This window comes from Pseudomonas sp. R38(2017) (assembly GCF_002112395.1).
GTDB lineage: Bacteria > Pseudomonadota > Gammaproteobacteria > Pseudomonadales > Pseudomonadaceae > Aquipseudomonas.
Genome location: NZ_NEHN01000008.1, coordinates 172,681 through 196,310, shown reverse-complemented (window position 1 = coordinate 196,310; position 23,630 = coordinate 172,681). Strand labels below are relative to the sequence as shown.

At 61.3% G+C, this 23,630-nt stretch carries 24 protein-coding genes; 10 read left to right on the top strand and 14 right to left on the bottom strand.

Features of this window, described 5'->3' with window-relative positions; translation table 11 throughout:
• Positions 1-12 precede the first annotated feature (12 nt).
• The 7 genes from mltB to CAF87_RS21235 all read left to right on the top strand — a co-directional run bounded on the left by mltB (position 13) and on the right by CAF87_RS21235 (position 6,531).
• Positions 13-1,023 carry a lytic murein transglycosylase B gene (gene mltB / locus CAF87_RS21265; protein WP_085732951.1) on the top strand — a complete coding sequence of 337 codons (1,011 nt, stop codon included), beginning with the start codon at positions 13-15 and terminating at the stop codon, positions 1,021-1,023.
• Positions 1,023-2,033 carry a septal ring lytic transglycosylase RlpA family protein gene (locus CAF87_RS21260; protein ID WP_085732950.1) on the top strand — a complete coding sequence of 337 codons (1,011 nt, stop codon included), beginning with the start codon at positions 1,023-1,025 and terminating at the stop codon, positions 2,031-2,033. Before mltB ends, CAF87_RS21260 begins: the two co-directional genes overlap by 1 nt.
• Positions 2,034-2,222: 189 nt before the next feature.
• The gene (locus tag CAF87_RS21255) at positions 2,223-3,380 is read left to right on the top strand and encodes a D-alanyl-D-alanine carboxypeptidase family protein (RefSeq protein WP_065259591.1); all 1,158 of its coding nucleotides are present in this window, start codon (positions 2,223-2,225) and stop codon (positions 3,378-3,380) included.
• Between the two features lie 84 nt (positions 3,381-3,464).
• Positions 3,465-3,740, top strand: coding sequence for a DUF493 domain-containing protein (locus CAF87_RS21250; protein ID WP_011336094.1), 276 nt, complete (start codon positions 3,465-3,467; stop codon positions 3,738-3,740).
• Positions 3,740-4,387, top strand: a complete 648-nt coding sequence (gene lipB / locus CAF87_RS21245; protein WP_085732949.1) for a lipoyl(octanoyl) transferase LipB — start codon at positions 3,740-3,742, stop codon at positions 4,385-4,387. Before CAF87_RS21250 ends, lipB begins: the two co-directional genes overlap by 1 nt.
• Before the next feature lie 25 nt (positions 4,388-4,412).
• Positions 4,413-5,411, top strand: coding sequence for a lipoyl synthase (gene lipA, locus CAF87_RS21240; RefSeq protein ID WP_170929643.1), 999 nt, complete (start codon positions 4,413-4,415; stop codon positions 5,409-5,411).
• A 172-nt stretch (positions 5,412-5,583) separates the two neighbouring features.
• Positions 5,584-6,531, top strand: coding sequence for an LD-carboxypeptidase (locus CAF87_RS21235; protein WP_085732947.1), 948 nt, complete (start codon positions 5,584-5,586; stop codon positions 6,529-6,531).
• A gap of 47 nt (positions 6,532-6,578) precedes the next feature.
• Here the strand turns inward: CAF87_RS21235 and CAF87_RS21230 are convergent, their stop codons facing one another.
• The 5 genes from CAF87_RS21230 to leuS all read right to left on the bottom strand — a co-directional run bounded on the left by CAF87_RS21230 (position 6,579) and on the right by leuS (position 12,645).
• Positions 6,579-7,901 (bottom strand): lytic murein transglycosylase, encoded by a 1,323-nt coding sequence (locus tag CAF87_RS21230; protein WP_085732946.1) that lies wholly within the window; start codon positions 7,899-7,901, stop codon positions 6,579-6,581.
• A 61-nt stretch (positions 7,902-7,962) separates the two neighbouring features.
• The gene (arfA, locus tag CAF87_RS21225) at positions 7,963-8,127 is read right to left on the bottom strand and encodes an alternative ribosome rescue factor ArfA (RefSeq protein WP_007958672.1); all 165 of its coding nucleotides are present in this window, start codon (positions 8,125-8,127) and stop codon (positions 7,963-7,965) included.
• A gap of 141 nt (positions 8,128-8,268) precedes the next feature.
• A complete protein-coding gene (holA, locus tag CAF87_RS21220; RefSeq protein ID WP_085732945.1) occupies positions 8,269-9,306 on the bottom strand; it encodes a DNA polymerase III subunit delta in 1,038 nt (345 codons plus the stop codon).
• A 39-nt stretch (positions 9,307-9,345) separates the two neighbouring features.
• A complete protein-coding gene (gene lptE / locus CAF87_RS21215) occupies positions 9,346-9,951 on the bottom strand; it encodes an LPS assembly lipoprotein LptE (protein WP_085732944.1) in 606 nt (201 codons plus the stop codon).
• 87 nt (positions 9,952-10,038) lie between these two features.
• Positions 10,039-12,645: a leucine--tRNA ligase gene (leuS, locus tag CAF87_RS21210; protein ID WP_085732943.1), complete on the bottom strand. Its 2,607-nt coding sequence runs from the start codon at positions 12,643-12,645 to the stop codon at positions 10,039-10,041.
• A 254-nt stretch (positions 12,646-12,899) separates the two neighbouring features.
• On the opposite strand from leuS, the gene CAF87_RS21205 reads away from it, so the two are divergent.
• Together CAF87_RS21205 and CAF87_RS21200 are read left to right on the top strand one after the other, a co-directional pair.
• Positions 12,900-13,223: a hypothetical protein gene (locus tag CAF87_RS21205; RefSeq protein ID WP_085712273.1), complete on the top strand. Its 324-nt coding sequence runs from the start codon at positions 12,900-12,902 to the stop codon at positions 13,221-13,223.
• 105 nt (positions 13,224-13,328) lie between these two features.
• Positions 13,329-14,108 carry a YdcF family protein gene (locus CAF87_RS21200; protein ID WP_085732942.1) on the top strand — a complete coding sequence of 260 codons (780 nt, stop codon included), beginning with the start codon at positions 13,329-13,331 and terminating at the stop codon, positions 14,106-14,108.
• 35 nt (positions 14,109-14,143) lie between these two features.
• On the opposite strand, the gene lnt is transcribed toward CAF87_RS21200, so the two are convergent.
• The 5 genes from lnt to miaB all read right to left on the bottom strand — a co-directional run bounded on the left by lnt (position 14,144) and on the right by miaB (position 19,471).
• Entirely contained in the window at positions 14,144-15,667 is a 1,524-nt protein-coding gene (gene lnt, locus CAF87_RS21195) for an apolipoprotein N-acyltransferase (RefSeq protein WP_085732941.1), read from the bottom strand.
• Between the two features lie 15 nt (positions 15,668-15,682).
• The gene (locus tag CAF87_RS21190) at positions 15,683-16,522 is read right to left on the bottom strand and encodes an HlyC/CorC family transporter (protein ID WP_007909641.1); all 840 of its coding nucleotides are present in this window, start codon (positions 16,520-16,522) and stop codon (positions 15,683-15,685) included.
• Positions 16,523-16,527: 5 nt separating this feature from the next.
• Entirely contained in the window at positions 16,528-17,022 is a 495-nt protein-coding gene (gene ybeY, locus CAF87_RS21185) for an rRNA maturation RNase YbeY (protein WP_085712270.1), read from the bottom strand.
• The gene (locus CAF87_RS21180; RefSeq protein ID WP_085732940.1) at positions 17,015-18,019 is read right to left on the bottom strand and encodes a PhoH family protein; all 1,005 of its coding nucleotides are present in this window, start codon (positions 18,017-18,019) and stop codon (positions 17,015-17,017) included. The genes ybeY and CAF87_RS21180 overlap by 8 nt, the downstream gene beginning before the upstream one ends.
• Before the next feature lie 123 nt (positions 18,020-18,142).
• Positions 18,143-19,471 carry a tRNA (N6-isopentenyl adenosine(37)-C2)-methylthiotransferase MiaB gene (miaB, locus tag CAF87_RS21175; RefSeq protein WP_085732939.1) on the bottom strand — a complete coding sequence of 443 codons (1,329 nt, stop codon included), beginning with the start codon at positions 19,469-19,471 and terminating at the stop codon, positions 18,143-18,145.
• Positions 19,472-19,605: 134 nt separating this feature from the next.
• Here miaB and CAF87_RS21170 point away from each other — a divergent pair, with 134 nt between their 5' ends.
• The gene (locus CAF87_RS21170; protein ID WP_007958692.1) at positions 19,606-19,935 is read left to right on the top strand and encodes a DUF1820 family protein; all 330 of its coding nucleotides are present in this window, start codon (positions 19,606-19,608) and stop codon (positions 19,933-19,935) included.
• A gap of 31 nt (positions 19,936-19,966) precedes the next feature.
• Here the strand turns inward: CAF87_RS21170 and CAF87_RS21165 are convergent, their stop codons facing one another.
• From CAF87_RS21165 to CAF87_RS21150, 4 genes are all read right to left on the bottom strand, one after another.
• Positions 19,967-20,521, bottom strand: a complete 555-nt coding sequence (locus CAF87_RS21165) for a tetratricopeptide repeat protein (RefSeq protein WP_003228518.1) — start codon at positions 20,519-20,521, stop codon at positions 19,967-19,969.
• A 225-nt stretch (positions 20,522-20,746) separates the two neighbouring features.
• A complete protein-coding gene (gene hemL, locus CAF87_RS21160; protein ID WP_085732938.1) occupies positions 20,747-22,030 on the bottom strand; it encodes a glutamate-1-semialdehyde 2,1-aminomutase in 1,284 nt (427 codons plus the stop codon).
• Between the two features lie 10 nt (positions 22,031-22,040).
• Positions 22,041-22,664: a thiamine phosphate synthase gene (gene thiE / locus CAF87_RS21155; protein ID WP_085732937.1), complete on the bottom strand. Its 624-nt coding sequence runs from the start codon at positions 22,662-22,664 to the stop codon at positions 22,041-22,043.
• 18 nt (positions 22,665-22,682) lie between these two features.
• Positions 22,683-23,480, bottom strand: a complete 798-nt coding sequence (locus CAF87_RS21150; RefSeq protein WP_085733024.1) for a hydroxymethylpyrimidine/phosphomethylpyrimidine kinase — start codon at positions 23,478-23,480, stop codon at positions 22,683-22,685.
• Positions 23,481-23,630: the final 150 nt, after the last annotated feature.

Sequence of the window (23,630 nt, the reverse complement as noted above, 5' to 3'; positions counted from 1 at the left end):
GTGAAGAGTTCAATGCAAGTAATGCGTGACTGGGCGACACGATACGCACCGTGGCTCGGCCTGGTAGGCATCCTTGGCAGCGCGCAGGAAGCGCTGGCCGGCGATTACGAAGGCTCGCCCCAGGTGGCCGAATTCGTCGGTGAAATGACCCGCGACTACGGTTTCGCCGGCGAACAACTGATGGCGGTGTTCCGCGAGGCGCAGCGCAAGCAGGCGATTCTCGACGCCATTTCCAAACCCGCCGAACGGGTCAAACAGTGGAAAGAATACCGGCCGATGTTCATCACCGACGCGCGCATTGCCCGTGGTGTGGATTTCTGGCGCCAGCACGAGGCCGTATTGGCCCGCGCCGAGCAGGAATACGGCGTTCCGGCCCAGGTGATCGTGTCGATCATCGGCGTTGAGACCTTTTTCGGACGTAATACCGGTAATTACCGGGTGATCGATGCCTTGTCCACGCTGGGTTTCGACTATCCTCCCCGTGCCGAATTTTTCCGCAAGGAACTGCGTGAGTTCCTGCTCCTGGCGCGTGAAGAGCAGGTCGACCCGCTGAGCCTCAAGGGTTCCTACGCCGGGGCGATGGGCTTGCCGCAGTTCATGCCGAGCAGCTTTCGCGCCTACGCGGTGGATTTCGACGGCGACGGCCACATCAATATCTGGAACAACCCGGATGATGCGATCGGCAGTGTCGCCAGCTACTTCAAGCGTCACGGCTGGGTGGCCGGCGAGCCGGTGGTCAGTCGTGCCGATGTGCGCGGCGAGCAGGTGGATGAAGGTTTGACCACCGGGATCGATCCGACGAAAACCGTCGGGGAGTTGCGAGCGCTGGGCTGGTCAAGTCATGATGCGCTGCGCGATGATATGCCGGTTACTGCATTTCGCCTGGAAGGCGACAACGGCCCGGAATACTGGATGGGCCTGAAGAATTTCTACGCGATCACGCGTTATAACCGCAGCGTGATGTACGCCATGGCTGTACATCAACTGTCTGAAGAGCTGGTAAAAGCACGGGGCGTCAAGTAATGCAGGCATTGCCTATCAACAAACCCCTGAAGCTGGTGGCATTCGCCGCGTTGGCGGTGCTGGTCGCCAGTTGCTCGACCAGCCGGGCGCCGACCCAGAAATACGCCTCGAACACCGTTCGTGCCCAACCGGGTCTGGACATCAACCGGGCCCACAAGGACGGCGCGCCATGGTGGGACGTCGATGTGTCGCGTATCCCGGACGCCACGCCGACCCTGCACACCGGCCCGTACAAGGCCAACCCGTACACCGTGCTGGGCAAGACTTACTTCCCGTTGCAGGAATCCAAGACCTACGTGGCCTCGGGTACCGCGTCCTGGTACGGCACGAAGTTTCACGGTCAGAACACCGCCAACGGCGAAGTCTATGACCTGTACGGCATGAGTGCCGCCCACAAGACCTTACCGCTGCCAAGTTACGTTCGGGTGACCAACCTGGACAACAACAAGAGCGTAATCCTGCGGGTCAACGACCGTGGGCCTTTCTATTCGGACCGGATCATCGACCTGTCCTACGCGGCGGCCAAAAAGCTCGGTTATGCCGAAATCGGCACCGCGCGGGTCAAGGTCGAGGGTATCGACCCGCAACAGTGGTGGGCCGCGAAAGGCCGTCCGGCGCCTTTGATGCTTAACGAGCCGCAAGTCGCGCAGAATACTGCGCCGGTGATCACGGCTTCGGCCGGTACCATCGAGCAGTGGACTCCGCCGCCGCAACAACACGCCTCCGACACTGTACCTGTACAGATCGGCGCAAAAAAAAACGCTTCTGCACCAGCGTCTGGCCAGTATCTGCAGGTGGGCGCGTTCGCCAACCCGGACGCTGCAGAACTCCTGAGGTCGAAGCTCAGCGGGATGGTGAGCGCTCCGGTGTTCATCAGCTCGATCGTGCGCAATCAGCAGACTTTGCACCGGGTACGCCTGGGACCGATCGGTTCGCCGGGTGAAATTGCCCAAGTACAAAACAGCGTGCGCCTGGCCAACCTTGGTTCGCCAAGTGTGGTCACCGAGTAAGTAATACGTAGCACTTGATTGACGGTTCACCAGCGATTGGGGGGTGAGCCAGGTTGTTGGCTCGTCGAAGAACAAAAGCCCGGCAAAGGGTGACTGGAGTGAGCAACTGAACACGCGATAACCCGTTAGAAGGTTATTTGATTAGTTTTTGCCCTTGGGCAAGTTTCCATTAGCGATTTCGAGAGACGGATGAACATCACCACCTTTGCCAAACGCCTGTGTCTGCTAGTCCCGCTGCTCCTCTCGCCAGCCGCCTTCGCGGCCGAGATGATGCCGTCGCCACCTCAACTGGCCGCAAAAGCCTACGTGCTCATGGACGCCAGCAGCGGCAACGTGCTGGTGGAGAACAACGGTGACCAGCGTCTGCCACCGGCCAGCCTGACCAAACTGATGACCGCGTACATCGCTACGCTGGAAATCCGTCGTGGCCAGATCGGTGAAAACGATCCGGTGACCGTCAGCGAAAACGCCTGGCGCACCGGCGGTTCGCGGATGTTCATCAAGGTCGGCTCGCAGGTGACTGTCAGCGACCTGCTGCACGGCATCATCATTCAGTCCGGCAACGACGCCAGCGTCGCAGTGGCCGAACACATCGCAGGCAGCGAAGATGCCTTCGCCGACCTGATGAACAAGACTGTCGCCGATCTGGGCATGACCAATACCCACTTCATGAACCCGACCGGTCTGCCGAACCCTGAGCACTACTCGTCGGCTCACGACATGGCGATCCTGGCGCGTGCGATCATCCACGAAGACCCGGCTCACTACGCGATCTACTCGCAGAAAGAGTTCTTCTGGAACGGCATCAAGCAGCCTAACCGCAACCTGCTGCTGTGGCGCGACAAGACCGTCGACGGTCTGAAAACCGGTCACACCGACGAAGCCGGCTACTGCATGGTGTCCTCGGCCGTACGTGACGGCATGCGCCTGATCGCCGTGGTGTTCGGCACCAACAGCGAAGTGGCCCGTGCTGCCGAGACCCAGAAACTGCTGACCTACGGTTTCCGTTTCTTCGAAACCCAGACCTTCTATCAGAAGGGCACCGAACTGGCTCAGGCCCCGGTGTGGAAAGGCACCACCAGCCAGGTCAAGGCCGGTCTGGCTGAAGACCTGACCATGACCCTGCCGAAAGGCCAGCTGAAGAAGCTCGCTGCCAGCATGACCATGAACCCGCAACTGACCGCGCCAATCGCCAAGGGCGACGTGATCGGTAAAGTCGAAGTGAAACTGGACGACAAGGTGGTGCACAGCGCCGACCTGATCGCCCTGGACGCTGTCGAGGAGGGTGGTATCTTCCGCCGCATGTGGGATAGCATCCGTCTATTCTTCTACGGCTTGTTCAACTGATTCGAGTTGACCTGCATGGCCCCGTTCCCTTCCGGAGCGGGGCCTTGTTCGTTACCGGGCTTACGCTTACGAGGCCGTTACGCCATGACCGATACCGAAGTAAAGGCGCCAAAGATCGAATTTCCGCAGGTTGATTATCCGGTTAAGGTGATCAGCGATACGGGCGTCGGCAACAAAGACAAGATCATCGACATCGTCAAGAAACACGCCAGGATCAACGATGAGCGTGTCGACGAGCGTCAGAGCAGCAACGGCAAGTACACCACCATCCAGTTGCACATCGTCGCGACCGACCAGGATCAGCTGTACAACATCAACAGCGAACTGCGGGCGACCGGCTTCGTACACATGGTGTTGTGATGCCGGGCACGCTGGGCTTTCGCGAACTTGGCCAGATGGCTTACGAGCCGGTCTGGCATGCCATGCAACGCTTTACCAACGAACGCGGCAGTGATGCCGCCGACGAAATCTGGCTCGTCGAACACCCGCCGGTGTTCACCCAGGGCCAGGCCGGCAAGGCCGAACACCTGTTGCTGCCGGGGGATATCCCGGTGGTGCAGGTCGACCGCGGTGGGCAGGTGACCTACCATGGCCCCGGCCAATTGGTGGCGTACCTGTTGCTGGATGTACGCAAACTGGGTTTTGGCGTACGCGACCTGGTCACACGCATGGAGCGGTGCCTGATCGAACTGCTGGCCAGCTACGGTGTGACCGCCGTGGCCAAGCCAGACGCTCCCGGCGTCTACGTCGAGGGAGCGAAAATCGCTTCTCTGGGTTTGCGGATTCGCCACGGTTGTTCCTTTCATGGCCTTGCCCTGAACGTGGACATGGACCTGGAACCGTTTCGACGGATTAATCCCTGCGGCTACGCCGGGCTGGCGATGACCCAGCTGAGCGATCACGCAGGATCGATTGAATTTGCCGAGGTAAGTGCCCGGCTGCGCGCGCAGCTCGTCAAACACCTCGACTATGCTGAGCAGACGACCCTGACGGGCGGAATCGACTGATATGACTACTGATGCAGTGCAAACCATGATCCCGACGCTCGACGTGACCGAGCGCCCGACCCCGCGTCCCAAGGTTGAAGCGGGCGTCAAGCTGCGCGGCGCCGAGAAGGTTGCACGCATCCCGGTGAAGATCATTCCGACCACCGAACTGCCGAAGAAACCCGACTGGATCCGTGTACGCATCCCGGTTTCGCCGGAAGTCGACCGCATCAAGAGCCTGTTGCGCAAGCACAAGCTGCACAGCGTCTGTGAAGAAGCGTCCTGCCCGAACCTGGGCGAGTGCTTCTCCGGCGGCACCGCGACCTTCATGATCATGGGTGACATCTGCACCCGTCGCTGCCCGTTCTGTGACGTGGGACACGGTCGTCCGAAACCACTGGACGTCAACGAGCCGGAAAGCCTGGCCATCGCTATCGCCGACCTGAAACTCAAGTACGTGGTGATCACCTCGGTTGACCGCGACGACCTGCGTGACGGCGGTGCCCAGCACTTTGCCGACTGCATCCGCGAAATCCGCAAACTGTCGCCGAACGTACAGCTCGAGACCCTGGTCCCGGACTACCGCGGCCGCATGGACATCGCCCTGGAAATCACCGCCGCCGAGCCGCCGGATGTGTTCAACCACAACCTGGAAACCGTACCGCGCCTGTACAAGGCTGCGCGTCCGGGTTCGGACTACCAGTGGTCGCTGACCCTGCTGCAACGCTTCAAGCAGATGATGCCGCACATTCCGACCAAGTCCGGCCTGATGCTGGGTCTGGGCGAGACCGACGACGAAGTCATCGAAGTCATGAAGCGCATGCGCGAACACGACATCGACATGCTGACCCTGGGCCAGTACCTGCAACCGTCCCGCAGCCACTTGCCGGTGCAGCGTTTCGTGCACCCGGACACCTTCGCCTGGTTCGCCGAGGAAGGTTACAAGATGGGCTTCAAGAACGTCGCGTCCGGCCCGTTGGTGCGTTCGTCGTACCATGCCGACGAGCAGGCGAAACTGGTCAAGGCCGAACTGCTCGGTTCCTGATTCAACGCTGAATGAGAAAATGCCCGCCGGGGTTTATCGCCCGGCGGGCATTTTTTTGCCCGGCCTACACTCGTTACTGACTTTTCCTGCAACCTGCGGCGAGGCTGAGCCTCTTCTGTTTGTCGCCGTTCCTGACTACTGTGTGCATGACTTCACGCAGGGAGATCCATGGATGACCGTTCGTCCCACTCACACCCTTTTTCCGCACAAGCCTGTGCCGGCGCTGCCGTCGGAAGGGCTGATAGGCGTCATTGCGCCAGCCGGCCCCGGAACGCTGGATACTGACAAGGCCGTTCAGTGGATGCGCGCCCGGGGTTACGGTTTGCGAGTGTTCCCTGGCGTCTACGAGAAGGATGGCTATCTGGCCGGCAGCGACGAGGTGCGGCTCAACGATCTGCACGCGGCGTTCACTGATCCCGAGGTCGACGCAATCATCTGTCTGCGTGGCGGTTACGGCACGCCGCGCCTTCTGGACAAAATTGACTATGATCTGCTGGCGCGCCATGCCAAGCCGTTCGTCGGCTACAGCGACATCACCGCTTTGCATCTGGCCATCAGCCGTTACGCAGGGTTCGTGACTTTTCATGGGCCGCTGCTGAATGCCGACTTGTTGGGGGGCAAGGAACCGCCGACGGTGACGTCATTCTTCGCCATGCTGCGCGGGCAGCTGAAGGCCGGCAGTGTATTGAGCCATCCGGTGGCTTATCCCTTGACTACGGTGGAGCCCGGTATTGCCCACGGGCGTTTGCTGGGCGGCAATCTGGCGATGATCGCCGCGACCCTGGGCACGCCTTACGAAATCGATGTCGAAGGGGTGATCCTGCTCATCGAGGACGTCAACGAGCCGCTGTATCGGATCGACCGCTTGCTGACCCAGATGCGCCTGGCGGGAAAGTTGGCCAGATTGCGCGGCGTGTTGGTCGGGGATGTGGCCGGCGTGGATGTCGAGGCCTTGAACCGCCTGCTCAAGCAGACCTTTGAACCGTTGCGGATTCCAGTGCTGTCGGGCTGGCGCAGCGGGCACTGCGACCCGAACCTGACCTTGCCGTTGGGGGCGCTGGTTCGACTGGATGCGGGGAAGAAGGAGTTGATGCTGGAGCAGGATGTGGTGATTCGGTAGTCGAACCCCAAAACGAGACCGCCGCCTGAAGAGGCGGCGGTCTTTTTTTACTGGCTACGCAAGCTTTCCAGCAGCTTGTGCGTCGGGTAACCGTCCGCCGGCCAGCCGAATGACTGTTGCGCATTGCGGATCGCTTTGCGCGTGTTGGCGCCGATGATGCCGTCGGCGGTACCCGCGTCGTAGTTGCGCGCAGTCAGCAGGTTCTGCAGTTCAATCCGCTCGGTACGGCTCAGCGGCAGATCATCTTTTGGCCAGGTGCCATTGATCAGACCAGCACCGTTGAAGCGCTCGGACAACAGGCTGACGGCCAGGGCATAGGACGACGAGTTGTTGTACTTGAGGATCGCCCGGAAGTTATCGAGGATCAGGAACGCCGGGCCACGATAGCCGGCCGGCAGCAGCAGGGCAGCCGACAGTTGCTCGGAGCCGGCCGGCGCCTGGCCACCGCTGGGCAGAATCACACCCAGTTGCCGCCATTCTGCGACGCTCTTGCGAATCGCGCCGTCGGCCAGGGTGTAGTTGAAACCGCTCGGCAGTTGCACTTCGAAACCCCACGGCTGGCCACGCTGCCAGCCGGAGCTTTGCAGGTAGTGTGCGGTCGAGGCCAAGGCGTCAGCCGGGCTGCCCCAGATGTCACGGCGACCGTCGCCGTCGAAATCCACCGCGTGGGTGTTGTAGGTGGTCGGGATGAACTGAGTCTGGCCCATGGCACCGGCCCAGGAGCCGAGCATTTTCTCCGGCGTGATGTCGCCCTGTTGCAGAATCTGCAGCGCCGCGATCAGTTGCGCGTGAGCAAATCCCGGGCGGCGACCTTCATAGGCCAGGGTTGCCAGAGAGTTGATCACCGACTTGGTGCCCTGGAACTGACCGAAATTGCTCTCCATCCCCCACACCGATACCAGCGCCTGGCGATCAACGCCATAGCGTTGCTCGATACGTTGCAGGATGTCGGCGTACTGGTTGATGAGAGCCTGGCCTTTGCGCACCCGCAGCGGCGACAGGGCGCCATCCAGGTATTCCCAGACCGGCCGGGCGAACTCCGGCTGGCTGCGATCGGCGCGGATCACGCTGGCGTCGAAACTGACGTTGGCGAAGGCGCGGTCGAAAACGTCGGGGCGGATACCAGCGGCCAGGGCGTCCTTGCGGAAACCGGCCTGCCACTCGGCAAAAGTCTGGGTCGGTTGAAGGTCGAGGTCGTCACCGGACGGCACTACCGGCGGAATAATCGCGGGGGCCGTGGCAACGGGAGCGGTCTGAAGCGGTTGAGCGTCGGCGGCGGTAGGTTTTTCCGCGCAGGCGACAAGCAGAATGAAACTTGTGGCAGCGATCAGTTGGCGAAAGGGCCAACGACGGGAAAGACTGAGGGGCATGCACAGGTCCAGGGGATACGAATCAGGTGCAGACCTTAACATGAGGAAGGGGTGCTGCGCTTCAAGCGGCCAGAAAGTAAGAAGCCTCCCAGCTGTCAGACTGGAAGGCTTCGCGGCGATAGCTGCCTTTACCCTTTGTTGGTCGTTCCTGGCGACTGCGGAACAGGGGTTGGGCGACGATGGATTTGGCCTTGTTATGGCCATGTTTCGATGGCTTTTTGCTCATGAGGGTTCTCGCTATTGAGTGGGTTTTGCGCGGCAAATGATCTGCCGATGCCGAGCGTCTGTCTATAGGACTGAAGACGAGATGTTCTGTAGGAAATGGTCTGTACAAAGAAAACGGGATCGCAGTGTGCGATCCCGAGTTTCATTCGGCAGGTAACGTCAGTCGCTGACCGGCCATCAACAGCGCCAGCCGACTGAGGCTCATCCACGGCGAGCCCGCCGCCTGGCCCTTGATCTGCGCATCGATGCGCTGGGCCTCGAGCAGCAACTGTGCCCAGCGCTGTGCCGAGTAGCGTTGCAGGGCCTTGCTCATCAGCGGTTTGCGCTTGTCCCAGACTGGCGGCTTGGCCTGACTGAAGCACTTGTCCAGCGGCGTGCCCTGACTGTATTGCAACGAGATGTTGGCCAGCAGGCGCAACTCACGGGCCAGGGCCCAGAGGATCACCGGCGGCTCGACCCCTTCACCGCGCAGCCCTTCGAGCATGCGCAGGGCGTGGGCCGGTTCACCGTTGAGCACCGCGTCGGTCAGGCCGAACACGTCGAAGCGCGCACTGTCGGCTACGGCCGCCTGTACGGTTTCGACAGTAATCTGACCGCCTTCGGCCATCAGCTTGAGCTTCTCGATCTCCTGCGCGGCAGCCAGCAGGTTGCCCTCGACCCGCGCGCCAATCAGTTCGACCGCGTCCTGACTGGCCGAGAGGCCGGCCTGGGACAGGCGCTGACGAATCCAGCTCGGCAGCTGATTGGCATCCACCGGCCAGATCTGGATGAACTGGGTCTGCTGACCTTCGACCAGAGCCTTGCCCCACTTGGTCTTCTGTGCGCTGCCGTCCAGCTTCGGCAGGCTGATCAACAGCACCGTGTCTTCAGCCGGGCGTGAGCAGTATTCAATCAGTGCGGCCGCACCTTTGTCACCGGGCTTGCCCGAAGGCAGGCGCAGTTCCAGCAAGCGTTTTTCGGCGAACAACGACATGCTGGCACCGGCCTGCAGCAACGTGCCCCAATCGAAATTGGCGTCGGCGGCGAACACCTGGCGTTCGTCGAAACCTTGCTGACGGGCAGCGGAACGAATGGCGTCGGCAGCTTCCTGGCACAGCAGCGGGTCATCGCCGCTGATGATGTAGACCGGCGCGAGGGCGCCTTGCAGGTGTTTGCCGAGTTGGGCGGGAGCGAGCTTCATAAGAAAGGGCGAACGGGGCGCCTGAGCGCCCCGGACGTCTTACTGCTGCGGCAGTTCGAGCGGCGACTGGCGCGGGGTTTCCGCTTCAGCCTTCTGCGCCGCTTCCAGGGCGTCGGCTTCTGCCTTGGCCCGGGCGTTGGCGGTCTGCTGCAGGGCATCCAGCTGAGCCGGAGTCAGCTGTTGCAGACGCAGCATCATGCGTTGAACCAGTTCGCGACGAGTTTCACGACGAGCGTCATTGGCTTCCTGGTCGGAGCCAACGAGGTTGTTGCCGTCGTGGATGAACACTTTCTGCACTTCAAGCTTGTCGCTTTTGAGCAGCAGGTCTTTTTCGCCACGGATATCGTAGTTGAGTACGGTGCTCACCTGATACTCGCCAGTGCGACCGGCGCCGGCGTAGCTGAGGATGCGCTGGGATTCCTGCTCATCGGCCAGGTAAAGCTTGTAAGGCGCACCGGAGACGATCTTGACACCGCTGGCCTCCAGCACCTGACGCAGTTGCGTCACGGTTTCGCCGTAGGCGTTGCGGGCGCTCAGATCAAGTTCCTTGATCGACAGTTCGTTGGTGCCAGTGCCGCGTAGCTGGAAACCGCAGGCGCTCAACAGGACAGCGAGGCCCATCACCAGCAGATTGCGTTTGATCATTGTGTTGCTCCCCTTGAAACCATGTGGGCCGACCCTGCGGCCCGAAAGGTTTTACTGGGCGTCAGGCTCACCTGACGCCCGATCCAATTAGCTGGCGACGATATTGACCAGTTTCCCGGGCACTACGATCACTTTGCGAATAGTCAGGCCGTCGACAAAACGCAGCACGTTTTCGTTGGCGCGGGCTGCCGCTTCGACTTCTTCACGGGTGGCGGCGGCCGGCATTTCGATCTGGCCACGCAGCTTGCCGTTGACCTGGATCACCAGAGTCAGGCTGTCCTGCACCAGCGCACTTTCGTCCAGCACCGGCCAGGCGGCGTCGATCACCGGATCGGCGTGGCCCAGGCGGTTCCACAACTCGTGGCTGATATGCGGTGTGATCGGAGCCAGCAGCAGCGTCACGGTTTCCAGACCTTCCTGAACCAGTGCGCGATCCTGCTCGGTCGCTTGCGCGGCTTTTTCCAGCACGTTCATCAGCGTCATCACCTGAGCGATGGCGGTGTTGAATTTGTGGTTCTGGCCGACGTCATGGCTGGCCTGCTTGATCGCCTGGTGGATCGCGCGACGAATGACTTTCTGCTCGTCATTCAGGCTGGCGATATCCAGTTTGCCCGGCAGGCCCTGAGTAACGTGGGCCTGAGCCAGACGCCAGACGCGCTTGAGGAAACGGTGCGAACCTTCCACGCCGGAGTCGGACCACTCAGCGCTCATGTCAGGTGGCGAGGCGAACATCATGAACAGACGGCAGGTATCGGCGCCGAACTGATCGATCATCGACTGTGGGTCGACGCCGTTGTTCTTCGACTTGGCCATCTTCTCGGTGCCGCCGATTTCCACCGGCAGGCCGTCCGCAATCAGCTTGGCGCTGATGACCTTGGCCTTGCTGTCGCGCTCGAGTTCCACGTCCGCCGGGTTGAACCAGGTGTAGGCGCCATTGGCTTCACGGCGATAGTAGGTCTCGGCGACTACCATGCCCTGGGTCAGCAGGTTCTTGAACGGCTCGTTGGAGCTCACCAAGCCTTCGTCACGCATCAGCTTGTGGAAGAAGCGCGCGTAGAGCAGGTGAAGAATGGCGTGTTCGATACCACCGATGTACTGATCCACCGGCAACCAGTGGTCAGCCGCGGATTTTTCCACCAGACCGCCTTCGAAGTGCGGCGAGGCGTAACGGGCGTAGTACCAGGACGACTCGACGAAGGTGTCCATGGTGTCGGTTTCACGCTTGGCAGGCTGGCCGCATTTCGGGCAGGTGCACTCGTAGAACTCGGGCATGCGCGCCAGCGGCGAACCGGCGCCGTCCGGCACCACGTCTTCCGGCAGTACGACCGGCAACTGGTCTTCCGGTACCGGCACGTCACCGCAGGCATCGCAGTGGATGATCGGGATCGGGCAGCCCCAATAGCGCTGACGGCTGATGCCCCAGTCGCGCAGGCGGAACTGGGTGCGCGAGGCGCCGAGGTTTTTCTTGATCAGGGCGACTTCCATGGCGTCGAACGCGCCGGCGAAGTCCAGACCGTCGAATTCGCCGGAGTTGATCAGCGTGCCGTGCTCACCGTAGGCGTCCTGCCATGGCGCCGGGTTGGTTTCACCGGAGCTGGTGCGGACCACGGATCTGACCGGCAGGTTGTACTTGTGGGCGAATTCGAAATCGCGCTCGTCGTGCGCCGGCACAGCCATGACCGCGCCATCGCCGTAGTGCATCAGCACGTAGTTGGCGACCCACACCGGCAGTTTTTCGCCCGTCAGCGGGTGCTCGACGAACAGACCGGTCGGCAGGCCTTTCTTCTCTTGCGTGGCGACGTCGGCTTCAGCGACGCTGCCGCCCTTGCATTCGGCGATGAACGCTTGCAGCTCAGGGTTGTTCTTCGCGGCGAGAGCAGCCAGGTGGTGTTCGGCTGCCACGGCAACGTAGGTTGCGCCCATCAGGGTGTCCGGACGGGTGGTGAAGACTTTCAGCGTGCCGCTTTCGCCGATCGATTCGACGTTGTACGGGAACTGCACTTCCATTCCGCGCGACTTGCCGATCCAGTTGCGCTGCATGGTCTTGACCTGCTCGGGCCAGCCAGTCAGTTCGTCGAGACTCTCCAGCAGCTCATCCGCGTAGGCGGTGATCTTGAAGTAGTACATCGGGATTTCGCGCTTTTCGATCAGCGCGCCGGAACGCCAGCCGCGACCGTCGATCACCTGCTCGTTGGCCAGAACGGTCTGGTCGATCGGGTCCCAGTTCACGGTGCCGTTCTTGCGGTAGATCACGCCTTTTTCGAACAGGCGAGTGAACAGCCATTGTTCCCAGCGGTAGTAATCCGGTTTGCAGGTGGTGACTTCGCGCGACCAGTCCACCGCCAGGCCCAGGCTGCGCAGCTGGGATTTCATGTAGGCGATGTTTTCGTAGGTCCACTTGGCCGGGGCCACGTTGTTCTTCATCGCGGCGTTTTCCGCCGGCATGCCGAAGGCGTCCCAACCCATCGGTTGCAGGACGTTCTTGCCGAGCATGCGCTGGTAGCGGGAGATCACGTCGCCGATGGTGTAGTTGCGCACGTGCCCCATGTGTAGCTTGCCGCTGGGGTAAGGGAACATCGACAGGCAGTAGTAAGTCTCCTTGCCTGGCTGTTCACTGACTTCAAAGGACTTTTGCTCGTCCCAGAACGACTGGGCGGCGGCTTCGATTTCACGGGGTTGATATTGTTCGTGCATGGCTACTTTTGTACTGGATAGGGGTGGCCTAATCCTCTTCAATGCGACATCCGGAGCGGGCCGGACGGGCTGGAAGTGGAGTTACAGGAAGCGCCGTAGCATACATGACCGCGCTTGGCCTAGGGAAACCCTGATTGCAGCCGTTTGACCCGTTGAAATCGCGGCGAGGGCCGTTGGTCGCGGCGTGCAGCCGGTTTGTGCAGCGAAGCTAAGCTCTAACTGGGGAGTGAGTCTTATCTTCAATGAGGTGAGGGATGGTGGAGTCACAGCAAAGAAACATAACCAAACCCGAGTTGTACGAGCGGTTGATCGATCGTCTGGGAATGGCTCTGGACGCTGCAAAAACCGCTGGACGGCTGCGCGACGAGCGCCCCCTGGAGCTTGAATTGCGTGGCTTGAGTCCCGCCGAGTTCAATCTGGTCAAGGCTTATCTGGATCGCAGTGAGCGTGAAACCCACGGATACCTGTCACAGGCAGTGAAGCAACTCGATGCAGCCCATTCGGCCAAGGTCATCTGGCTCAAGGACAAGGCACCGGGCAGAGAGACCGTAAAAGTGCGCACTCTGCAGGCCAAGTAAACGCATGGCAGGTCAAAAAGCGGATCTTTTTCAACGGGATCCGACCCTACTGGTTGTCGCGTTGTATCAACCCACTTAGGCTTCGGGCATCTCTGGAGATGCTCGATGCCTTTTCGTTATTTCATTAAACAACTTCTGTTGCCGCCCGGCCTTCTTTTGCTGCTGTTGCTCGTCGCCTGGTGGTTGAGACGTTCGCGGCCGCGACTGGCCGGGCTGTGCTTTGTCCTGGGATTTGGCGGCTTCCTGCTGATGAGCCTGCCGGTGGTCGTGCAATGGGGGGCCAAGGCCCTGGAACGCGAGCCGCCGCTGGCCCGGGATTCATGGCCAAGCCTTGCGCAGCGCGCCGATGCGATTGTGGTGCTGGGCTCCGGGCGCGAGCGCGGAGATCTGGCCTGGGGTGAAGATCAACCGACGGGCGTCGGGCTTGAGCGACAGCGCTACGCGGCGCGTCTGGCCAAGGCCTCAGGGTTGCCGATTCTGACCAGCGGTGGCCTGCATTACGGTACGCCGCCGACCGAAGCCAAACTGATGGCCGATTCACTGCGCGATGATTTCGGTGTGACGGTGCGCTGGCAGGAAGGGGAGAGCCGCACCACGTGGGAAAACGCTGCCTTCAGCGCCAAAATGCTGCTGCCGGAAGGCGTCAAACGTATCGTGCTGGTGACCCAGGCCTGGCACATGCCGAGGGCGGTGTGGAGTTATCAACAGGCTGGATTTGAAGTGGTGCCGGCGCCGGTCGGTTTCCTCGGCACCGACAATGCCCGGCCGTTCGGCGGCTGGCTGCCGGAGTTCAAGTCGATCTGGCAGAGCGGGCAATTGATGAACGAGGCGGTGGGGCAGATCGGCTATTCGTTGTTCTACCGAGCAGGCGACAGCGGAGACTGAGGGCTTTCGCGCAAGGCGCGGAAGCCCTTCAGTTGTCAGAGGGTCTTGGACATCCGGTTGGTCATCAGCGCCCAGCCAAACAGCACCACGCACAGGATGATCAGCGGCCACGAACGCCACTGCAGATACGGCGTCAGGTTGTGCATCGGCACCACTTCGCCGTACAGCACGCCTTGTTCGAACTGCGGAATGCGCTCGGTGATCTGCCCGAACGGGTTGATCAGGCCGGTCACGCCGTTGTTGGTGGCGCGGATCATCCAGCGCCCCGCTTCAAGAGCGCGCATCTGCGCCATCTGCAGGTGTTGCAGCGGGCCGACGGAGGTGCCGAACCAGGTGTCGTTGCTGATGGTCAGCAGCAGATCGCTGTGTGCGGCCAGACCGGCAGCGAACTCCGGGTATACCACTTCGTAGCAGATGAACGGCGCAATCTGATAACCCTTGGCCTGCAACAACGGCTGATCCGCAGGACCACGAGCGAAGTCGGACATCGGCAGATCGAAGAACGCGATCAGCCCGCGCAGCAGGTCCTGCAACGGCACATACTCGCCGAACGGCACCAGCTTCTGCTTCAGATACGTGCCGTCGCCTTCGCCGACCACCGTAATGCCGTTGAAGAAGCGTTTTTCGTGACGCACCGTCTGGCGGATCGGCACACCTGTAATCAGCGCCGATTTACGCTCGGCGGCGAAGGTGCCCATCATGTTCAGGTAACCCTCGGCGGACTCCTTGAGCACCGGGACGGCGGTTTCGGGCCAGATCAGCAGATCCACCGGTTTCGAACGGAAACTCAGGTCGCGGTACAGCGCCAGTTGCGCGTTGAGCTGCGCCGGGTCCCATTTCATGCTTTGCTCGACGTTGCCTTGGATGGCGGCAACGGTCAGCGGTGCGCCGGACGGGCTGGTCCAGGCATGGCCTTTCAAGGTAATGCCCGCCGCCCATGGGCCGACCAACAGCACCAGCCCGGCGGCGATAAAGCCTTTGCGACCGGTCTGCAGCAGGCGCGGTGCGTTGTAGATCAGCGCGGCGGTCAGCGCCAGGACGAACGACACCAGCCACATGCCGCCCACTGGTGCGAGCCCGGCCAGAGGACCATCGAGCTGGCTGTAACCGGAATATAGCCACGGGAAACCGGTGAGGAACCAGCCACGGAACGCTTCCTGGCCAACCCACAATGCAGCGAAAGCCAGGGCATCGGCCAGCGGTGCCTCGTTGCGGCGCAGCCAGCGCGCCCACAGCCACGCGGGCAGGGCGAAGAACCAGGCAATGGCCGCGGTGAAAATCAACATCAGGAAACCGGCCAGCAGCACCGAAGCGCCACCGAAATGGTGGATGCTGTAGTAGATCCAGCTGGTGCCGGCGCCGAACAGACCGAAGCCGAAGCACCAGCCGCGACCCAGGGCCTGGCGCGGGCTCAGCTCGCGCAGGCCGGCATAGAACAGGCCGACCGCCAGCAGGGCCAGCGGCCAGAGATCGAACGGCGCGAGAGCGAAGGTGGTGATTGCACCGGCCGCCACGGCCAGCAGGTTACCGGGCCAGCCGGGGCGGGTTGTCCAGCGCATTTCAGTCCTTATTTATTACCGGGCGATTGGCGTCAGTCGCAGCAGATGAATCCGACGACTGTCGGCGTTCAGGATGCGGAAACGATAGGCACCGATTTCAGTGATTTCGTTGCGTTTTGGCAAGTGCCCGAACGCGCTCATCACCAGCCCGCCGACGGTGTCGAACTCGTCGTCGGAAAACTCGCTGTCGAAGAACTCGTTGAAGTTCTCGATCGGCGTCAGGGCCTTGATCAAGAAATCACCGCTGGGCAGCGGCTTGATGTAGCTGTCCTCTTCGACGTCGTGCTCGTCTTCGATGTCGCCGACGATTTGCTCAAGCACGTCTTCGATGGTCACCAGACCCGCCACACCGCCGTATTCGTCGATCACGATGGCCATGTGGTTGTGGTTGGCGCGGAACTCACGCAGCAACACGTTCAGACGCTTGGACTCCGGCACGAACGTGGCCGGGCGCAGCAGGTCCTTGATGTTGAAGCTGTCGCCGTTCTCCTTGAGGATCAGCGGCAGCAGATCCTTGGCCAGCAGCACGCCCATCACGTCGTCATGGCTTTCGCCGATGACCGGATATCGCGAGTGGGCCGAGTCGACCACGGCGGGGAGAAATTCGCGGGGTGTCTGGGTCGCCTTGATGCTGATCATCTGCGAGCGCGGCACCATGATGTCGCGAACCTGCAGATCAGCCACCTGGATGGCGCCTTCGACGATGGCCAGCGCTTCGCTGTCCAGCAATTTGTTCTGATGTGCATCGCGCAGCAGCTCCAGCAGCTCCTGGCGGTTCTTCGGCTCGTGGGCAAAAGCCTGGGTCAGTTTGCCCAGCCATGACTTCTGCCCGTTGCTCGATCGATCTTCGCTCATAGCGATTACTCTGAATCCTTTGTTGTAACGATAGGGGATGTTTCGGTTTCGTCGTCCGCGTACGGATCGGGATAACCCAATTCGGCAAGCAACTCGCGTTCCAGTGCTTCCATTTCCTCGGCTTCCTCGTCATCTATATGGTCGTAACCAAGCAGATGCAAGCAGCCGTGAATGACCAGATGTGCCCAGTGGGCCTTTAGTTCCTTGCCCTGTTCGGCAGCTTCACGCTCTACCACCGCCACGCAGATCACCAGATCGCCCAGCAATGGAATGTCGAGAAACTCGTCGGGCACTTCGGCGGGAAAGGACAGAACGTTGGTCGCGTAATCCTTGTGGCGCCAGGTGTGATTCAGTTCGCGGCCTTCTTCTTCGTCGACCAGACGAATGGTCATTTCCGAGTCGGCGGTGCGCTGGCGCAGGGCCAGTTCGCACCATTGGCGAAATTCGGCTTCGGTCGGCGCAGACGCTTCGGTCGCGATTTGCAGGTCAAGCTCAAGCATCGTGGCGAATGTCCTTTGGCGCTTCATCGGCTACGCGCGTTTCGAAGCGCTCGTAGGCTTCGACGATGCGTTGCACCAGCGGGTGGCGCACCACGTCTTTGGGCTGGAAGTGGGTGAAGCTGATACCCGGCACATCCTTCAGGACTTCGATGACATGGTGAAGTCCGGATTTGGTGCCGCGCGGCAGGTCGACCTGAGTGATGTCGCCGGTGATCACGGCTGTGGAGCCGAAACCGATCCGGGTCAGGAACATCTTCATCTGCTCGACGGTGGTGTTCTGGCTTTCGTCGAGAATGATGAAGCTGTTGTTCAGCGTACGACCGCGCATATAGGCCAGCGGTGCGACTTCGATCACCTGACGTTCGATCAGCTTGGCCACGTATTCGAAGCCGAGCATTTCATAGAGGGCGTCGTAGAGCGGGCGCAGGTACGGGTCGATCTTCTGCGACAGATCTCCGGGCAGGAAGCCGAGTTTTTCACCCGCTTCGACCGCCGGACGCACCAGCAGGATGCGGCGGATCTGCTCGCGTTCCAGAGCATCAACGGCGCAGGCCACGGCCAGGTAGGTCTTGCCGGTACCGGCCGGGCCGATGCCGAAGTTGATGTCGTTGCCGAGGATTTCCTTCACATAGCGCAACTGATTCAAGCCGCGCGGGCGAATCATGCCTTTCTTGGTGCGCAGGGCGACGGAGGCTTCGGCGGGGGCGTGGTTGTCCAGTTGCTCGACGGCCGATTCCTGAAGGAACAGGTGAACCGTATCCGGCGACAGCTCTGAACCCTTGGTTTCCCGGTACAGGCGGCGAATCAGATTTTCCGCAGACGTGGTGTGCTTGGGATCGCCGATCAGCTCGAACTGATTGCCGCGGTTGCGGATCTCGATGGCCAGGCGCTGTTCGATCAGCCGCAGGTGCTCGTCGAACTGCCCGCACAAATTGGCGAAGCGGCGAGCCTCAAAAGGCTCGAGGATAAAACGATGAGGTTCTATGGGTGCGTTCAAGGTCGTATTTAGCCGCCCTGGGGCAATTAGGATGAAATCAAGGATAACGCCAGCGGCGTGGGTGCGAAAGCTCTTAAAAAGCCTGGCACCTATTCAGCCGTCTGGCGTGGTGTCCTTGCGGTGTTACTGGACCAGCGAGCCGCGTAGCGAGTGCGGTTGCGCCGCGTCGATGTGCACGTCGGCGAACTGGCCGATCAGAGTTGGATTATCGCAGCGGAAGTTGACGATACGGTTATTCTCGGTGCGCCCTTGCAGCTCGCCCGGATCCTTCTTCGAATAATCGGTCACCAGAATCCGCTGGATCGAGCCGACCATTTGTCGGCTGATCTCGAACCCTTGCTGGTTCAAACGGTGCTGCAAGGCATTCAGGCGTTCTTTCTTCAGCTCTTCCGGGGTGTCGTCGGCCAGATCGGCGGCCGGGGTGCCTGGTCGCTGGCTGTAGACGAACGAGTAGGAAAAATCGAAACCGACGTCGGCAATCAGCTTCATGGTCTGTTCGAAATCTTTCTCGGTTTCCCCCGGGAAGCCGACGATGAAGTCCGAACTGATGCAGATGCCCGGCACGGCGGCGCGCAGTTTGCGCAGCTTGGATTTGTACTCAAGCGCCGTGTGGTTGCGCTTCATCGCGGCCAGGATCCGGTCCGAACCCGACTGCACCGGCAAGTGCAGATGCTTCACCAGTTCCGGCACTTCGGCGTGGGCCTGGATCAGGCTGTCGGAGAATTCCAGCGGATGCGACGTGGTGTAGCGGATGCGGTCGATGCCATCGACTGCCGCGACCACGCGGATCAGTTCGGCCAGATCGGCCAAGCGACCGTCGTGGGTCAGCCCGCGATAACCGTTGACGTTTTGGCCCAGCAGGGTCACTTCACGCACGCCGTTTTCGGCCAAATGAATGATCTCGGCGATCACGTCGTCGAACGGCCGGCTGACTTCTTCGCCGCGGGTGTAGGGTACGACGCAGAACGTGCAGTACTTGCTGCAGCCTTCCATTACCGACACGTAGGCGCTCGGGCCATCGATGCGCGGCTCGGGCAGGTGGTCGAACTTTTCGATTTCCGGGAACGAGACGTCCACTTGCGGCAACTTGCTGATGCGCGCGGCGTCGATCATTTCCGGCAGGCGGTGCAGTGTCTGCGGGCCGAACACCACGTCGACGTAAGGGGCGCGATCACGGATCGCCGCGCCTTCCTGGCTGGCCACGCAACCACCGACGGCGATCACCATGTCCGGGTTGGCGAGTTTCAGCTCGCGCCAGCGACCGAGCTGGGAGTACACCCGGTCCTGGGCGCGTTCGCGGATCGAGCAGGTGTTGAGCAGAATCACGTCGGCATCTTCTGCGCGCGCCGTGACTTCCAGGGCCTGGTGTTCGCCCAGCAGATCGACCATGCGCGAGCTGTCGTACTCGTTCATCTGGCAACCGTGGGTTTCGATGTAAAGCTTCTTGGCCATGGAATAGGGTCGTCACGTGGTTCAAAGAACCGCGCATTATAGGGAACATGTCCCCAGGTTCCTACCGTTGCGCGTCCGGCGGCTATGCTATAGTTCGCGCCCTCATTTTTACCCCGATGTGTTGTCCGCCCGCCATGACCAAACGCGAAGCTCCAATCTACAAGGTGATTTTCCTCAATCAGGGCCAGGTGTTCGAAATGTACGCCAAGCAGATCTATCAAAGTGATCTGTGGGGCTTCCTGGAAGTGGAAGAGTTCGTCTTTGGCGAGCGCACCCAGGTGGTCGTCGATCCGAGCGAAGAGAAGCTCAAGGCGCAATTCGAAGGCGTGGTGCGCAGCTTTGTGCCGATGCATTCGATCGTGCGCATCGACGAAGTGGAACGCCTTGGCACGCCGAAAATCAGTGAAGCCCGTGGCGGTGTTGGCAATGTGATGCCGTTCCCGGTACCAATGCCCGAGAAGTAAACGGGGCGGGATAAAGGAGCTACGACAGGAGCTACGGCAGGGGCGAGAACGGCGTACGCCCGTCGGCGCTCTGCAGTTCCATCAGGTATTTACGGAAAATTTGCCCGAGCACCTGGGTTGCGGTTTCCAGGTCTTCGCGGGACATCTTTTCGGACACTTCGTCGGCGGTGTCGAGCGCGTCTTCGGCGCCGTTGACCGCGGCCATCTTCAGCACGATGTAAGCCTGAATGTTGTTGGCTTGCACGCCTTCACCGTGGAAGAACATGGTGCCGAGCTTGAATTGCGCCTGAGCATGGCCTTGCAGCGAGGCCTTTTCGAAATAGCTAAGGGCTTGATTGAGGTCGCGCGGCGCGTTCTTGCCGTCGTAGTAGAACTCACCCAACTCGTATTGCGCTTGCGCATCCCCTTCATCCGCTGCCTTTTGGCAGGCGGCGAGGGCCTGCGTGACATCTTGCGGCTGAGTATTGAGGGTGCAGCGACCCATCGCCGGGATCAACAACGAGTTGCCGCCTGCTTGTGCATGTGCGAGCAGCGGCTGAAGGAGCAACAGGCAGCCCAAGGCAAGGGTGCGGCCGGTGCGGTTCATGGGAATCGACTTACCTCTGAAGGGCGCGCGGACCCGTCGAGGGATCCAATAAGCGCGCATTATGAAATAAGCAGGGGCCACCTTACAAAGTCTTTACTCGATTTTCTGCTGTGTGGGGAATATATCACCCGGTTTGCGGGAGGTTTTTGGCAGAAGCGTCGGAGAAAACGCTGGAGTGTAGGTGAAAGCTGACGCTGGCAATGGCCAACGTCAGCGATCAAGCCATTACTTCAGTTTGGCGAAAGCGCGCTCGGCGGCGTCGAGAGTAAGTTTAAGCTCCGCTTCGCCGTGGGCGATCGAGGTGAAACCGGCTTCGAACGCACTCGGTGCCAGATACACGCCACCTTCCAGCATCAGGTGGAAGAATCGACCGAACAGCGCCGCGTCGCTGGCCATCACGTCTTCAAAAGTAACAATGTCGTCGGCGCCGCTGAAGTACAGACCGAACATGCCGCCGGCCTGGGTGGTCACGAACGGAATGCCCGCCGCGTCAGCGCGTTGTTGCAGGCCGTCGAGCAAGCGAGTGGTGTAATCGTTCAGCTCGGCATGGAAACCCGGACGGCTGATCAGGCGCAGGGTGGTCAGGCCGGCGGCCATCGCCAGCGGGTTGCCCGACAGGGTGCCCGCCTGATAGACCGGGCCCAGCGGTGCGATGCGCTCCATGATCGAACGCTTGCCGCCGAAGCAGCCGACCGGCATGCCGCCGCCGATGATCTTGCCGAACGTGGTCAGGTCCGGAGTCACGCCGTAGTAAGCCTGGGCACCGCCGAGGGCCACACGGAAACCGGTCATCACTTCGTCGAAAATCAGCACCACGCCGTGCTTGTCGCACAGGCTGCGCAGGCCTTCGAGGAAACCCGGCGCTGGCGGCACGCAGTTCATGTTGCCGGCAACCGGCTCAACGATGATGCAGGCCACGTCCTGGCCGACTTCGGCGAGCATTTTTTCAACGGCGTCGATGTCGTTGAACGGCAGGGTCAGAGTGTGTTTGGCGAATGCTGCCGGCACACCGGCCGAGCTTGGTACGCCCTGGGTCAGTGCGCCGGAACCGGCCTTGACCAACAGGCTGTCGGAGTGACCGTGGTAGCAGCCTTCGAACTTGATGATGCTGTCACGGCCGGTGAAGCCACGGGCCAGACGGATCGCACTCATGGTCGCTTCGGTGCCGGAGCTGACCATGCGCACCATTTCCATCGACGGCACCAGCGAGCAGACCAGGTCGGCCATCTCGGTTTCCATCGCGGTCGGCGCGCCGTAGGACAGGCCGTGTTGCAACTGGTTACGCACGGCGTCCAGTACGTCCGGGTGGCTGTGGCCGAGGATCATCGGGCCCCAGGAACCGACGTAATCCACATAACGCTTGTTGTCTTCGTCGGTGACGTAGGCGCCTTCGGCGTGCTTGAAGAACAGCGGCGTGCCGCCGACGCTCTTGAACGCGCGAACCGGCGAGTTCACGCCACCGGGAATGTGTTTCTGGGCGTTGGCAAACAGAGTTTCGGAACGAGACATGATCGGGCTCTCAGACTTTTAGTAATTCGTTGAATGCGCGGGCGCGGCGGGTCACTTCGGCGGTGCTGTCGGCGCCGAACAGGCCATGGACCACGGCCAGCAGATCGACACCGTGGGCCACCAGCGGCGCGGCATTGTCGAGGGTGATGCCGCCAATCGCGCAGATCGGCAGGTGCAGCGTCTGGCGGGCTTGATCGAGCAGATCGAGGCTGCAGGTCGGCGCACCGGGTTTGGTATTGGAGTTGAAGAAGCGGCCGAAGGCGACGTAGCTTGCGCCTTCTTTGGCGGCTTGTTCGGCCAGTTCAAGCTGCGCATGGCAGGTCGAACCGATGATCGCTTTCGAACCAAGCAGGGCGCGGGTCGGCGACAACGGGCCGTCAGTCTGGCCCAGGTGCACGCCGACGTTCAGGCGTGCGGCCAGTTCGGCGTCGTCGTTGATGATCAGTTGCGTCTTGTAGCGTTCGCACAGATCGCGCAAGGCCTCGGCCTCACGCAAGCGTCGGGCTTCGTCGCTGCTCTTGTCGCGGTACTGCAGCAGGGTGACGCCGCCTTCCAGCGCCGCCTCCACGTACGGCAGAAACTTGCCGGCCAGCAATGGACCGTCGGTAATGGCGTACAGGCCACGTAGTTTCATCAGGCAGACCTCACGACGTTACGAGCAGAAATCCAGCGGCAGGCGACGCGGCACGAACTGGCCTTTGCCCAGTTGTTCGGCATCGCGCAGGGTCCGCCAAGTGTAATCCAGCGCGGTACGCACGGCGCTGGCCAGGTTTTCACCCTGTGCCAGTCGACCGGCAAGGGTGCTGGCCAGGGTGCAGCCGGAACCGTGGTAGCTGCCCGGCAGGCGCTGGCACTTGAAGGTCTCGCGCAGGCCGTCGCGGCTGTAAAGGCGATTGTGGATTTCGGTTTCGTCGCCGTGACCGCCGGTGATAAGCAGATTCTTGATGTACGGCAGGAGTTTTTCAGCGCACTCGTCCGCGGTGCCTTCTGGCAGTTCGGCGAGGATCCGGGCTTCGGGAAGATTGGGGGTGGCGATGATCGACAGCGGCAGCAGGCGTTCGCGCATGGCGTAGCCGACTTCGTCCTTGCCCAGGCGTCCGCCACCGCCGGCGCGCAGCACCGGGTCGCAGACCACTGGCAAGTGCGGGTGCGCCTGAAGCAGTTCGACGACGGTGTCGACCATTTCCAGGGAACCGAGCATGCCCAGTTTCACTGCCGTGACTTCGGAATCGTTGAGCACGGCATTGGCCTGGGCCAGTACCCACTCACGGTCGAGGACGCGAAAGTCAGTGACGTTGACGGTGTCTTGCACGGTCAGGGCGGTGACGGCCGGAGCCGCATGGCAACCCTGAGCGAGCAGGGCTTCGATATCTGCCTGCAAGCCGGCGCCACCACTGGGGTCGTGGCCGGAGAGACAGAGGACAACGGGGCGGGAGCTGTAGATATTCATGGTGCGCGAGCTTACCACCAAACCTGTTTTTCGGGTGTTGTGGCGCAGCGCTTGGCCGATAACCTCGGCAACTGGATGTGCACGGGTTTTCACAATCTGACCGAGCCAACAGCTCTAGCTCGGTGCTCTGCTCTGAAACGCGCGTTCTAG